Here is an 11745-nt window from a genome sequence, read left to right on the forward strand (position 1 = left end):
GCGGCGAACATAGGCGGGCGGATCGCCGCCGTCATCGCCGGTTTTCCGCTACTTCGCCCGCAGGCCCGTGATCGTGCGGTTGGGGGCGATGTCCTCGGCCGAGGTGATCAGGTGAAGCAATGCGGGGCGGCCGGCCTTGCGAGCGGCGTCCAGGGCGGCGGGGAAGTCCTCGGTGCGCTCGCAGCGGATGCCGAAGGCCCCGAAGGCCTCGGCATATTTGACGAAGTCGGGGTTGTTCAGATCGGTGGCGATGACGCGGTCGGCGCCGGGATAGTGGCCCTCCTGATGCATGCGGATGGTGCCATAGGTGCCGTTGTCGACCACGATGACGACGGCGTTGATGCCGTACTGGACGGCGGTGGCCAGTTCCTGACCGGTCATCAGATAGTCGCCGTCGCCCGCCACGCAGATGACCTCGCGGTCGGGATGCAGGCTCTTGGCCGCAAGCGCCGCCGGATAGCCATAGCCCATGGCCCCCGACGTCGGAGCCAGCTGGGTGCGGCAGGCGCGGTGGCGATAGAAGCGGTGCAGCCAGGCGGCGAAGTTGCCGGCCCCGTTGGTCACGATGGCGGTCGGCGGCAGGGCCTGACCCAGATGGGCCATGCATTCGCTCATGTTCACCACGCCGGTGACCGGTACGGGGGTGGAGAAGGCCTGGTAGTGATCGTGGGCCTCCTTGGCCTGATCGTGCCAGGTGCGGCCCGGGTCGATGGCGGACAGCGCGTGGGCGGCCAGGGAATTGTCGGCCGTGGCGCTGAGCGAGGGGGTCCAGACGCGGCCCAGTTCCTCAGGCCCGGGATGGATGTGAACCAGCGTCTCTGCCGTGCGGGCGCGGTCGAACAGGGTGTAACCCTGGGTCGGGTTTTCGCCGAGACGCGCCCCGATGGCGATGAGCAGGTCCGCCTCCTTCGCCCGCTTCATCAGTTCGGGATTGCAGCCCAGGCCCAGATCGCCCGCATAGTTGGTTCGGGCATTGGACAGGATGTCCTTGCGCCGGAACGACAGGCTGACCGGCAGGCCCAGGCGTTCAGACCAGTCACCGATGGCGGCGGCGGCCTCCTCCGTCCAGCCCGAGCCGCCCAGGACCAGCAAGGGCCGCTCGGCCTGCGACAGGCGGTCACGCACGGCCTCGACGAAGGCGGGGTCCAGCGCCGCTCGGGCGGGCACGACGGGGCGGATGGGGGCAGGACCGCCGTCCTCGTGCAGTATGTCTTCAGGCAGGGCGATGACCACCGGCCCCATCCGGCCCTGCTGGGCGGTGGCGAAGGCGCGCTCGACGACCTCGACGGTGCGGTCCGGGCTCTCGATCTCGGTCGCCCATTTGGCTAGGCCGCCGAAGACCTCGCGGTAGTCGACCTCCTGAAAGGCGCCGCGCCCGCGGTCGGTCAGGGCGATCTGGCCGACGAACAGGATCATCGGGGTAGAGTCCTGATGCGCCGTGTGTACGCCGATGGAGGCGTGGGTCGCGCCCGGCCCGCGCGTGACCATGCAGACCCCCGGCTTGCCGGTCAGCTTGCCATAGGCCTCGGCCATGTTGGCGGCCCCGGCTTCATGACGGCAGGCGATGACTTCGATCTTGTCGCGCACGTCGGCCAGGGCATCCAGCACGGCCAGATAGCTCTCGCCCGGCACGCAGAAGACGCGGGTGACGCCGTTCATCACCAGGGTTTCGACGAGACGGCGGGCGGCGGTATGGGCGGGCTGGGTCATGAGCGGTCGCTTAGCAGATCGCGGGCGCATCTGGCCATGCAACCGAACGGTCACGCTTGGCGTTACGGCGCGGGTTCAACACCAGTGAAGGGGATTTCCCATGAAAAAGATCATCGCTCTGTCCATTGCCGCCGCCGCCCTGGCCGTATCGGCCTGCAACACTGTGTCCGGCGTCGGCCGTGACGTCTCGGCCGCGGGCCAGGCCGTGTCCTCGGGTGCCGAGCAGGCCAAGAACTAAGGGTCGTCTCCGACCCGAATGACGAAGCCCGCCGGTCTCCGGCGGGCTTTTTCGTTTTTGATCAGGATGGACCGTAATCAACGCCTGTCAGATAGAGCCCCGCCGAGGGTGCCACTGGTCCGCAGGCGGCGCGGTCGCGAGCGTCCAGCGCAGCCTCAAGGTCGATAGGGGTCCAGCGGCCCAGGCCGACCTGAACCAGTGATCCCGTCATCGACCGCACCTGGCGATGCAGGAAGCTGCGGGCCTCGAAAATCAGATGCACCTCGTCGCCGACGCGGGTGACACGCGCGACGTCCAACGTCTTTTCCGGCGACTTCGACTGGCAGTTCACATCGCGGAAGGTGGTGAAATCGTGCAGCCCGACCAAGGCCTGTGCCGCCGCCTGCATGGTTTCGACGTCCAGAGGCTGTTTCACATGCCAGACGCGACCCCGGTCCAGCGCCGGGCGGCCGGGCCGGTTGAGGATGCGATACAAATAGCGTCGGCCCGTCGCCGAAAACCGGGCGTGCCAGGCGTCGTCCACCGCTACACACTCCAGGACCGACACGGCCTCCTCGACCATGTGGGCGTTCAGGGCATTCATGACGGTAGAGGCGGGCCAGGCCTTGTCGAGATCGAAACTGATCACCTGACCCGTGGCATGGACACCCGTATCGGTCCGGCCCGCCGCCGCCAGTCGCACGGTCTGGCCGCAGAAGGCGGTGATAGCGGTCTCGACCGCGCCCTGCACTGTCGGCTGGTCGGCCTGGGCCTGAAAGCCGTTATAGCCCGAGCCGTCGTATTCGAGGGTCAGCCGGTAGCGAGGCATGGGAGGTGCGTCCTAGCGCTCGCCGCCTGAGGACAGGACGGTGCCGGCTGGCAGGGCCAGACCGCGCAGCATCTCCGGTGCCGACTGCGCCGCCTTGCCCGCGCGCTGAACCCGGATCAGGCGCACCGCCCTCTCGCCGCAGGCGACGGTCAGGGCGTCGTCCAGAACCGTGCCGGGGGCGGCGCTGCCCTCGGCGACGTGGGACATCAGGGCCTTGATGCGGATCGGGCCGTCAGTACCTGCGACCTCGAACCAGGCTCCGGGAAAGGGCGACAGGCCGCGGATATGGGCATCGACCTCGGCGGCCGGGCGCGACCAGTCGATGCGGGCCTCGGCCGAGGTGATCTTGCGGGCGTAGGTCGGCTCGCCTGCCTGCTCCGTGCCGGTCACCCCACCGCGCTCGATGGCGGCCAGCGCCCGGGGCCAGAGGCCCGCCCCGATGTGCGACATCCGCTCGGACAGGCTGGCGGCCGTGTCGTCGGGGCGGATATCCATCACCTCCGACAGCAGGATCGCCCCCTCGTCCAGCCCCTCGGACATGCGCATGATCTGAACGCCCGTCTGGCGGTCACCGGCCATGATGGCGCGCTGGATCGGGGCGGCCCCGCGCCAGCGCGGCAGCAGTGACCCATGCAGGTTGAAACAGCCCAGACGCGGAGCCTCCAGCACCTCGGTCTTCAGGATTTGGCCATAGGCCACGACGCAGGCGGCATCCAGATCCAGGCTCAGGAATGTGGCGATGGCCTCAGGCGACTTCATCGAGGCGGGCGTGAAGACCGGCAGGCCCATGGCCTCGGCAAAGGCCTGAACCGGCGACGGCGTCAGCTGCTGGCCCCGTCCCTTGGGTCGCGGCGGCTGGGAATAGACGGCCACCACCTCATGCCCGGCCGCGATCAGTTCGGCGAGGGACGGCACGGCGAACTCGGGCGTACCCATGAAGGCGAGGCGCATCAATCAGCGCCCAAACCTGCGCTCAAGCAGCGAGCCGCCGCGTGGCGAACGTTAGCGCCAAGGACAATCATTATTCCCAGCGGGTCGAAACGCCGCCGCCTTCGTCCCATTCGCCACCCGCATCCAGAACGTCGTCGAAATCGAGCAGACGGTCCAGGACCACGCCGGCGATGACGCCCAAGGCGGCGACGCCGACCAGGGTGGCCAGGCTGCCGATGCCGATCTTTTCATTGCGCGTCAGGCGGCGACGACCCATGGGATCGACGATGCGGTCGCGGTGGCGTTTCAGACGGGCCATCAGGCAGCCAACCTTGCGTTCTTCTTGACCTTGGCGATGGCGCGGTCGCGCTTCAGCCGGGACAGGTGATCGATGAACAGCACCCCGTTCAGATGGTCCATCTCGTGCTGGATGCAGACGGCGTACAGGCCCTCGCACTCTTCTTCGACGGGCTCGCCCTGATAGTTCAGGTAGCGGATGCGGGCGCGGGCGGGGCGTTCGACGGCGTCGAAATAGTCCGGGATCGACAGGCAGCCCTCTTCGTAGGGCAGGGTTTCTTCCGAGGTCCACAGTATCTCGGGATTGACGAAATAGCGGGGGTTCCGGCGCTCCGCCTCCCACTTCGCCCGATCCTCGTCGCTCATCTCGGCGGGGTCCTGCTCGCAGACCACGCCGTCCTTGTCGCCCAGGTCCATGACGATGACGCGGCGGGTGTCGCCGATCTGGACGGCGGCCAGGCCGATGCCGGGCGCGTCGTACATCGTCTCCAGCATGTCATCCATCAGGGTGCGCACCTCGTTGGTGATCGGCCCTTCGACGGGCGTCGAGACTTGCTTCAGCACCGCCAGGTCGGCGGCATTGTCGATGGTGAGGATGCGACGGATGGCCATGCCCGGCAGGTAGGCCCAAGGGGCCCAAAGGTCAAGATTTCCGACCGTTTCGCTGGGTTATGCGCCCAGGGTCGGCAGGGGCCTGGGATTGCGGTCCTGGTCGATGGCCACATAGGTGAAGACGCCCTCGGTCACCCGCTCGGACGTGGCATGGGCCTGATTGCGCGGCCGTTTCCAGGCCTCGACATGGACGCGGATGGAGGTGCGGCCGGTCTTGATCACACGGGCGTAGATGGACACCTCTTCGCCCACCGAGACCGGCTTGTGGAACACCATGGCGTCCAGGGCCACTGTGGCGCAGCGGCCCTGCGCCAGTTCAAAGGCCGGTGTCGCCCCGGCCAGGTCCATGTGCGCCAGCAGCCAGCCCCCAAAGATGTCACCCTCGGGATTGGTATCCGCCGGCATGGCGATGACCCGGCCCACAGGCTGGCCCAGCGGCTGGTCCGGGAGCGCGGGTACGGGGGCGTCGGTCACGCGGATCGTTTCCTGAGCAATAGAAAATGGCGCACCCGACACGATTCGAACGTGTGACCTTTGCCTTCGGAGGGCAACGCTCTATCCAGCTGAGCTACGGGTGCGTCTTTGCGGCGATGCGCGGACGAAGGGCCTTACAGCAGGATGCGGCGGCCCTCAATCCCGAATGCGTGACGGGTGACAACGACGGCTTGAGCGCGATGGCGGCCACGCCTAGCCTGCGTCACCGTTATCGTCGCTTCTGTTGGGAGAGCGCCCATGCGCCGTCTGATCCTGGGGTTCGCCCTCCTGCTGGGGGCCTGCGCGTCCCAGCCCATGGCGACCGTCACGCCAGAGACCCTGTCGCCCGCACCGATCGAGGCACCGCTGGATCCCATCGCGCGGGACTATGTGGCCCTGATCCTCGAGATCGGCGAGCGAGAGCCGGGCTATGTCGATGCCTATTACGGCCCGGCGGAATGGCAGGCGGCGGCCAAGGCGGCCCCGCGCGACCTAGCCCAACTGGCCGCAGGTGCGGATGATCTGACGGCGAGGCTGAACGCGGTGCCTGCGTCCGCACTTGATGCCGGCAGCCGTCAGCGCAAGTCCTATCTGCTGGCGCATGTCAGCGCCGCGGCGGCCCGCATCCGTATGCTGTCGGGCGAAAAGCTGGGCTTTGCCGATGAGGCCGAGGCCCTGTTCGGCATCCGGCCCGAGCTGCGACCGCTGGCCAGTTTCGATCCGATCCTGGCGCGGATCGACGCCCTGGTGCCGGGGCAAGGCGACCTGACCGCGCGCGTCACAGCCTTCAAGGCGCAGTATCAGATTCCGAAGGATCGGCTGCAGGTCGTTATGGACGCCGCCATCGCCGAATGCCGCCGCAGGACGGTGCAGCATATCGCCCTGCCGGCCAATGAGCGGTTCACCCTCAGCTTCGTCGGCGACAAGCCGTGGTCGGGCTACAACTACTATCTCGGCGATGCGGCCAGCCGGATCGAGATCAATGCGGACTTCCCCATCTATACCGAGCGGGCGATCGATCTGGGGTGCCACGAGGGCTATCCCGGACACCACGTCTACAACGCCCTGCTGGAGCGGACCTTCGTGCGCGAGAAGGGCTGGGTGGAGATGAGCGTCTATCCCCTTTTCAGCCCGATGTCGTTTGTGGCCGAGGGCAGCGCCAACTATGGCATCGACCTGGCGTTTCCGGGTGACGAGGCGATCGCCTTCGAGCGCGACGTGCTGTTCCCTCTGGCTGGGCTGGACCCCTCGACGGTCGAGGCCAAGGCCGAGCTGATGGCCCTTACGCGGCAGCTGGCGCGGGCGGAATACACCATCGCCGACAACTATCTGGCCGGACGGGTCGGGCGCGAGGAGACGATCGCGCGACTGGTCAAATATGCGCTGGCGGAGCCGGACAAGGCCGCCCAGCGCCTGCGCTTCATCGACACCTATCGTAGCTATATCATCAATTACGGTCTGGGTCGGGACGTGGTGCAGGCGTGGGTCGAGCGCCCCGATGCGCCTTGGGGCACCGATCACTGGCAGGGCATGGAGACGCTGCTGTCCAGTCAGATCCTGCCCGTGGACCTGATCCCCGGAGCATGAGCGATCCGCGCATCTTCATCGACGCCGACGCCTGTCCGGTGAAGGACGAGGTGTATCGGGTCGCGGCCCGCTATGGCCTGCATGTATTCGTCGTCTCCAACGCCTTCGTGAACACACCGCGCGAAAGCTGGATCGAGCGGGTGATGGTCGATGCCGGACCGGATGTGGCCGACGACTGGATCGCCGAGCGCGCGGGCCCGGGCGACATCGTGGTGACCTCGGACATTCCTCTGGCCGATCGCTGTCTGAAGGCGGGGGCACAGGCGCTGAAGTCGAACGGGCAGCCATTCACGGCGGACTCCATCGGCTCGGCCCTGGCGGGGCGGGAGATCGGCGAGCATCTGCGTTCGATGGGCGTGGCGACCAGCGGACCGCCGCCGTTCGGGCCCAGGGATCGCTCGGCGTTTCTTCAGGCGCTGGACCGGGCGGTGGTCATGGCGCGGCGCGTGGCGCGATGACGACCATTCCGGAGAGCGAGCTGGAGTTCCGCTTCTTCCGCTCGGGCGGACCGGGCGGCCAGAACGTCAACAAGGTCTCGACTGCCGTGCAGATGCGTTTCGATGCCCGCAACTCGCCCTCGTTGAGCGAGCCGGTGCGGGCACGGCTGATGAAGCTGGCGGGCAGTCGGCTGACGCTGGACGGCGTGATTGTGATCAGCGCCGTGCGGTTCCGAACCCAGGAGCGCAACCGGGCTGACGCCATCGCGCGGCTACAAGCCCTGGTCGATCAGGCGTCAATCGCTCCGACCTATCGGGTCCCAACCCGCCCCACGCGCGCGTCGAAGGAGCGGCGGCTGGAGGGCAAGGCCAAGCGGTCGACGATCAAGAGCGGGCGGGGGCGACCCATGCAGGACGACTGACCGGCTTGTCCACTTTACTGGGTGGCCGAGGGTGCCGCTGCCGCTGGTTGCGCCGGGCGGAACAGGAGCGCCGCAACCTTGCCGCCTTCCTCCATGCCAACAATCCATTCGGTTTCTGCGTTGGCGAAGTTGACCACGAACATATCCGCGCCGCTACGGCTACCCACGAAATCAAGAGACTGAATGGCCCCTAGGCCCTGCATGAGAGGAAGGATCGTCGGAGCTTGCGCTCGCATCTGGGTAGCCAGATCGTCGGTCATCAAGGCGTAATCAGGCGTGCCGGCTTGAAGACCGGCAATGATGGTACGGAGTGCCTCTTCGGACGCCGCGTTGGCCGGTGTTGGCGACATAGCCGGCGCAGCCGCCGCAGGAGCGGCTTGTACAGGTTGGGGGGGCGTGCGCGGTGCGGGTTGTGCCGTGGCCGGCCGATCAAACGTATTGGGCACGGTTCCGGCAGCGACTTGAGCTGCTGCCGCCGATGGCAGGAAGAGGCTGACGGCCAAAGCAACGGGGCCGGCGAGGATCAGATAGTGCTTCATGGGCTTAGAACTCCAGAACTAGGCAGCGACCATAGTGCAGCCGGGATGAACGGCAGCCAACCCGATCCGGTTCAAGGCAGCTCAGACGATGCCGGGCCAAAGCGACAGAACAAGGGCGGCGACCGAGGCGGCGAGGGCGAGGGTCACGCCGACGACGAGCCAGGCGGGAGTATAGGCTTCGCGCACGACGATCGTCTGGGTCTCCGGCGGGTTCTGGACCAGGCGAGACGCCGCCTTAAGGGTGGCGCGGATTTCGGTCACGGCATCGCGCACCTGGGCCTGGGGGCCGAGCTCGCGGCGAATCCAGCGTTCGACGACAGGCTGGGCGGCGGCCCACAGATCGTGGTCGGGGTTCAGGCGGCGGGCCACACCCTCTACGGAGACCATGGTCTTCTGCAGCAGGATCAGCTCGGGCCGCAGCCGCATGTCGAACAGATCCGTGATCTCGAACAACTGACCCAGCAGCCGGCCCATGGAAACCTGGGACGCGGCCTTGCCGATCACGGGCTCACCCACCGCCCGCAGGGCCTGGGCGAAGGCTTCCACGGAGTGTTCGGGCGGGACATAACCGGCCTCGAAATGCACCCGGCTGATGCGGTCGTAATCGCGGGAGATGAAGCCCCACAGGATCTCGGCAAGATAGCGCCGCTCGGCCGGGCCCAGCCGTCCCACGATGCCGAAGTCGATGGCCGTCAGCTCGGCCGGGGCATGGCAGAACAGATTGCCTTCGTGCAGATCAGCGTGGAAGGTCCCGTGGTCCAGCGCCTGGATCAGGAAGGATCGCACGACGTTGTCGGCCAGGGCGTCGACATCCAGGCCCGGCTGAAGGATGGCGGCGGGGTCGGTCATGGCCAGGCCGGTGGCCCATTCCATGGTCAGGACACGCTTGCCCACCCCGTCCCAGACGACGGTCGGCGCATCCATGTGGCCGCCCAGTTCGGTGCCGCGATCCTTGGTCATCACCTCCTTGATCTCGGAGGCGGCGGCCGCCTCCAGCCGCATGTCCAGCTCCAGCTGAAGCGCGCGGGCGATGGTCTCGACGAAGGCCTCGGGTTGCAGGCGGCGCGACAGGGGCACGAACCGGTGCGCCATCCGCGCGGCCAGACGCATGGCGTCCAGCCCTTGGGCCACCTTGCGCTCCACGCCAGGGCGCAGGATCTTGACGGCGACCTTGCGCCCGTCGGCCAGATGGGCCGGATGCGCCTGGGCCAGGGAGGCGGCGGCGACGGCGGGGCCGAAGTCGGTGAACAGGCTCTCGACCGGACGGCCCAGAGACCGCTCGACCTCGCGCCGGGCCTGATCCAGAGGAAACGGCGGCAGATTGTCCTTCAGCCGGCCCAGGTCGCGCGCAAACTCCACGCCGAAGATGTCGGCCCGCGTGGCCAGGACCTGACCCAGTTTGATGGCGACCGGCCCCAGATGTTCGAAGGTGCGGCCCAGCCGCTGGCCTGGGCGTCCATCGCGGCCCTCGCGACCGGCGAACATGTGCAGAATATGCGCGATCCAGCGCACCCAGGGCGGCAGCAGGGGCGTGATCTCGCGCGGCACCAGGGCGTCATGGCGCACCAGCACCGCCAGCCAGCCCAGCAGGCGGAATGACGACTCGACTGGATGGCGCACCTTTCGGATCGGTGGCGCGGGCGGCGGCGTGGCGGCGTCGATGCGGCGGGTCAGATCGCCCACCCGTGATGGATGGCGGCGACCCCGCCCGACAGATTGGTGACGGTGACGCGGCTGAAGCCTGCGGCCTCGATCATGGCCTTGAAGGTCGGCTGATCGGGGAAGCGGCGGATGCTCTCGACCAGATACTGATAGCTGTCGCGGTCCTTGGCCACCCAGCCGCCGATACGCGGAATGGCGTTGAAGGACCAGGCGTCATAGGCCTTGCGAACTACCGAGGCGGTGGGGCGCGAAAACTCCAGGCACAGGAACCGCCCGCCGGGCTTCAGCACCCGCCTGGCCTCGCGCAGGGCCTGATCGATGTCGGCCACATTGCGGATTCCGAAGCTGATCGAATAGGCGTCGACCGAGGCGTCGGGCAGCGGCAGGGCCATGGCGTCGCCGACCGACCAGGCCATCTCGGGCTCGCCGCCCTTCTGCACCCCCGCCATGATCATCTCGGCATTATAGTCCAGCACGATGACGCGGGCGTCCTCTCCCCCGCATCGCTGCTGGGCCGCGCGGGCCATTTTGGAATAGCGGCGCGCCATGTCGCCGGTGCCGCCCGCGACGTCCAGGATGACCTCGCCGGGGCGGGGGTTCAGCTTGGCCGCCGCTGCATCTTTCCAGAGTCTGTGGACGCCGCCGCTCATCAGGTCGTTCATCAGGTCGTAGTTGGAGGCGACGCTGTCGAACACGCCGCGCACCATCTGCACCTTTTCGGTCGCGTCCACGTCGCGGAAGCCGAAAGAGGAGGTCTTCTTGGCAGTGGCGGTATCGTCGGTCATTCAGGCGGTGTAGCCGTTGGCGAGGGCGGCGTCACCGGTCCGTGTGGTCGCGTATCAAGTCTGCTTGTGGCGACGGGTCCGGCGCGATACGGCTGATCCAAACAGGAGCGCGCATGACCAACCGGATTGACCCTGCGGAAGCCTTGCAAGGCCTGCCCCACTGGCGCGTGGACGAGGGTGAGCGCGAGGCCATCGCGCGGTCGCTGACTTTCGCCGATTTCAACGCGGCCTTCGGCTTCATGACCCGCGTCGCCCTTCTGGCCGACAAGGTCGATCATCATCCGGAATGGTCCAATGTCTACAACCGGGTGAGCGTGCTGCTGACGACCCATGATGCCGGCGGGGTGACCCAGCGCGACATCGACATGGCCCGCTTCATCGAGGAAGCCGCCGCCGCCCTGGGAGGCAAATAGATGGCTGTTGAACGCAAGGGCCGGGCCGAGGGCAAGGCTGCGCTGATCACCGGGGCCGCCGGGGGGCTGGGGGCGGCCATGGCCTGGATGCTGGCGCGCGAGGGGTCGAAGGTTGCCCTGACCGACGTCAATCTGGACGGGGTCGAGCTGCTGGCCGAGACGATCAATGGCGAGGTGCCGGGTGCGGCCTTTGCCTATGCACACGACGTGGCGGACGAGGCGGACTGGGTTTCGGTCATCGAACGCGCAGTCGCCGACATGGGCGGGCTGTCGATCCTGATCAACAATGCCGGGATCGGCGGGGCCTTCGTCTGGTCCGAGCAGGATACGCTGGAGAACTGGCGCAAGGTTCAAGCGGTGAACATCGAGTCCATCATGTTGGGCTGCAAGCACGCCATGCCGCATCTGAGGGAGTCGGGCGCGGGTTCTATCGTCAACATCTCGTCGGTGGCGGGGCTGGCGGCGGCGCCGGGCATGGGGGCCTATAACGCCACCAAGGCCGCGGTGTGGATGTATACCAAGACCATCGCCCTGGAGGCGGCCAAGGCCGACTGGAACGTGCGCTGCAACTCGGTGCACCCGGTCTTCATCAAGACGCCGATCCTGGATCCCTTCGTGGCTATGGCCGGTGGCGACGAGGGCAAGGCGCACGAACGGCTGGCGCGCGGCATCCCGCTGAAGCGGATCGGCGAACCGGACGATGTGGCCTATTGCGTCCTCTATCTGGCGTCGGACGAGAGCAAGTTCGTGACGGGCTCTGAGTTCAAGATCGACGGCGGCATGCTGGCGCAGTAGGCGCGAAGGGCGCGCCTACTGCCATTCCTGTTGGGC

Annotated in this window: 15 protein-coding genes and 1 tRNA gene; 6 read left to right on the forward strand and 10 right to left on the reverse strand. The window is 67.4% G+C overall.

Annotation, left to right across the window (positions count from 1 at the left end):
• Nucleotides 1-48: 48 nt before the first annotated feature.
• Complete coding sequence (locus ACE3TH_RS06420; RefSeq protein WP_374598453.1) at nt 49-1710, reverse strand: thiamine pyrophosphate-binding protein; 1662 nt, start codon at nt 1708-1710, stop codon at nt 49-51.
• Between the two features lie 100 nt (nt 1711-1810).
• Between ACE3TH_RS06420 and ACE3TH_RS06425 the strand changes: the two genes are divergently transcribed.
• Nucleotides 1811-1948: an entericidin A/B family lipoprotein gene (locus ACE3TH_RS06425; RefSeq protein WP_374598455.1), complete on the forward strand. Its 138-nt coding sequence runs from the start codon at nt 1811-1813 to the stop codon at nt 1946-1948.
• A gap of 61 nt (nt 1949-2009) precedes the next feature.
• Here the strand turns inward: ACE3TH_RS06425 and truA are convergent, their stop codons facing one another.
• The 6 genes from truA to ACE3TH_RS06455 all read right to left on the reverse strand — a co-directional run bounded on the left by truA (nt 2010) and on the right by ACE3TH_RS06455 (nt 5173).
• Nucleotides 2010-2756: a tRNA pseudouridine(38-40) synthase TruA gene (gene truA, locus ACE3TH_RS06430; RefSeq protein ID WP_374598457.1), complete on the reverse strand. Its 747-nt coding sequence runs from the start codon at nt 2754-2756 to the stop codon at nt 2010-2012.
• A gap of 12 nt (nt 2757-2768) precedes the next feature.
• Nucleotides 2769-3707, reverse strand: a complete 939-nt coding sequence (gene fmt, locus ACE3TH_RS06435) for a methionyl-tRNA formyltransferase (RefSeq protein ID WP_374598459.1) — start codon at nt 3705-3707, stop codon at nt 2769-2771.
• A gap of 70 nt (nt 3708-3777) precedes the next feature.
• Nucleotides 3778-4005, reverse strand: a complete 228-nt coding sequence (locus ACE3TH_RS06440; RefSeq protein ID WP_296167416.1) for a hypothetical protein — start codon at nt 4003-4005, stop codon at nt 3778-3780.
• Nucleotides 4005-4595 carry a peptide deformylase gene (locus tag ACE3TH_RS06445; RefSeq protein ID WP_374598461.1) on the reverse strand — a complete coding sequence of 197 codons (591 nt, stop codon included), beginning with the start codon at nt 4593-4595 and terminating at the stop codon, nt 4005-4007. Before ACE3TH_RS06445 ends, ACE3TH_RS06440 begins: the two co-directional genes overlap by 1 nt.
• Nucleotides 4596-4652: 57 nt before the next feature.
• Nucleotides 4653-5000, reverse strand: coding sequence for an acyl-CoA thioesterase (locus tag ACE3TH_RS06450; RefSeq protein WP_374598578.1), 348 nt, complete (start codon nt 4998-5000; stop codon nt 4653-4655).
• A gap of 96 nt (nt 5001-5096) precedes the next feature.
• Nucleotides 5097-5173: transfer RNA gene (locus ACE3TH_RS06455), tRNA-Arg, on the reverse strand.
• Between the two features lie 154 nt (nt 5174-5327).
• Here ACE3TH_RS06455 and ACE3TH_RS06460 point away from each other — a divergent pair.
• From ACE3TH_RS06460 to arfB, 3 genes are read left to right on the forward strand one after another with little or no spacing between them, the layout of a single operon-like run.
• Nucleotides 5328-6656, forward strand: coding sequence for a hypothetical protein (locus tag ACE3TH_RS06460; protein WP_374598463.1), 1329 nt, complete (start codon nt 5328-5330; stop codon nt 6654-6656).
• A complete protein-coding gene (locus ACE3TH_RS06465; protein WP_374598465.1) occupies nt 6653-7114 on the forward strand; it encodes a YaiI/YqxD family protein in 462 nt (153 codons plus the stop codon). Before ACE3TH_RS06460 ends, ACE3TH_RS06465 begins: the two co-directional genes overlap by 4 nt.
• Nucleotides 7111-7515 carry an alternative ribosome rescue aminoacyl-tRNA hydrolase ArfB gene (gene arfB / locus ACE3TH_RS06470; protein WP_374598467.1) on the forward strand — a complete coding sequence of 135 codons (405 nt, stop codon included), beginning with the start codon at nt 7111-7113 and terminating at the stop codon, nt 7513-7515. Before ACE3TH_RS06465 ends, arfB begins: the two co-directional genes overlap by 4 nt.
• 14 nt (nt 7516-7529) lie before the next feature.
• Here arfB and ACE3TH_RS06475 read toward each other — a convergent pair whose 3' ends face one another.
• From ACE3TH_RS06475 to ACE3TH_RS06485, 3 genes are all read right to left on the reverse strand, one after another.
• Complete coding sequence (locus tag ACE3TH_RS06475) at nt 7530-8054, reverse strand: hypothetical protein (protein ID WP_374598469.1); 525 nt, start codon at nt 8052-8054, stop codon at nt 7530-7532.
• A gap of 81 nt (nt 8055-8135) precedes the next feature.
• The gene (ubiB, locus tag ACE3TH_RS06480) at nt 8136-9737 is read right to left on the reverse strand and encodes a 2-polyprenylphenol 6-hydroxylase (protein WP_374598471.1); all 1602 of its coding nucleotides are present in this window, start codon (nt 9735-9737) and stop codon (nt 8136-8138) included.
• Nucleotides 9725-10501, reverse strand: coding sequence for a class I SAM-dependent methyltransferase (locus ACE3TH_RS06485; RefSeq protein WP_374598473.1), 777 nt, complete (start codon nt 10499-10501; stop codon nt 9725-9727). The genes ubiB and ACE3TH_RS06485 overlap by 13 nt, the downstream gene beginning before the upstream one ends.
• Nucleotides 10502-10614: 113 nt before the next feature.
• Between ACE3TH_RS06485 and ACE3TH_RS06490 the strand changes: the two genes are divergently transcribed.
• Both ACE3TH_RS06490 and ACE3TH_RS06495 read left to right on the forward strand, forming a co-directional pair.
• The gene (locus ACE3TH_RS06490) at nt 10615-10914 is read left to right on the forward strand and encodes a 4a-hydroxytetrahydrobiopterin dehydratase (RefSeq protein WP_374598475.1); all 300 of its coding nucleotides are present in this window, start codon (nt 10615-10617) and stop codon (nt 10912-10914) included.
• Nucleotides 10915-11709, forward strand: coding sequence for an SDR family oxidoreductase (locus ACE3TH_RS06495; protein ID WP_374598477.1), 795 nt, complete (start codon nt 10915-10917; stop codon nt 11707-11709).
• The last annotated feature ends 36 nt before the right edge of the window (nt 11710-11745 follow it).

The organism is Brevundimonas sp. (genome assembly GCF_041919755.1).
GTDB lineage: Bacteria > Pseudomonadota > Alphaproteobacteria > Caulobacterales > Caulobacteraceae > Brevundimonas.

Bases quoted from the DNA above. Each gene is read 5' to 3' on its own strand.
- ACE3TH_RS06445 (WP_374598461.1), bottom strand. From the start codon at position 4,595: ATGGCCATCCGTCGCATCCTCACCATCGACAATGCCGCCGACCTGGCG.
- ACE3TH_RS06485 (WP_374598473.1), bottom strand. From the start codon at position 10,501: ATGACCGACGATACCGCCACTGCCAAGAAGACCTCCTCTTTCGGCTTC.
- arfB (WP_374598467.1), top strand. From the start codon at position 7,111: ATGACGACCATTCCGGAGAGCGAGCTGGAGTTCCGCTTCTTCCGCTCG.
- ACE3TH_RS06425 (WP_374598455.1), top strand. From the start codon at position 1,811: ATGAAAAAGATCATCGCTCTGTCCATTGCCGCCGCCGCCCTGGCCGTA.
- ACE3TH_RS06440 (WP_296167416.1), bottom strand. From the start codon at position 4,005: ATGGCCCGTCTGAAACGCCACCGCGACCGCATCGTCGATCCCATGGGT.
- ACE3TH_RS06420 (WP_374598453.1), bottom strand. From the start codon at position 1,710: ATGACCCAGCCCGCCCATACCGCCGCCCGCCGTCTCGTCGAAACCCTG.
- truA (WP_374598457.1), bottom strand. From the start codon at position 2,756: ATGCCTCGCTACCGGCTGACCCTCGAATACGACGGCTCGGGCTATAAC.
- ACE3TH_RS06465 (WP_374598465.1), top strand. From the start codon at position 6,653: ATGAGCGATCCGCGCATCTTCATCGACGCCGACGCCTGTCCGGTGAAG.
- ACE3TH_RS06495 (WP_374598477.1), top strand. From the start codon at position 10,915: ATGGCTGTTGAACGCAAGGGCCGGGCCGAGGGCAAGGCTGCGCTGATC.
- ACE3TH_RS06475 (WP_374598469.1), bottom strand. From the start codon at position 8,054: ATGAAGCACTATCTGATCCTCGCCGGCCCCGTTGCTTTGGCCGTCAGC.
- ACE3TH_RS06460 (WP_374598463.1), top strand. From the start codon at position 5,328: ATGCGCCGTCTGATCCTGGGGTTCGCCCTCCTGCTGGGGGCCTGCGCG.
- ACE3TH_RS06490 (WP_374598475.1), top strand. From the start codon at position 10,615: ATGACCAACCGGATTGACCCTGCGGAAGCCTTGCAAGGCCTGCCCCAC.
- ACE3TH_RS06450 (WP_374598578.1), bottom strand. From the start codon at position 5,000: ATGCCGGCGGATACCAATCCCGAGGGTGACATCTTTGGGGGCTGGCTG.
- fmt (WP_374598459.1), bottom strand. From the start codon at position 3,707: ATGCGCCTCGCCTTCATGGGTACGCCCGAGTTCGCCGTGCCGTCCCTC.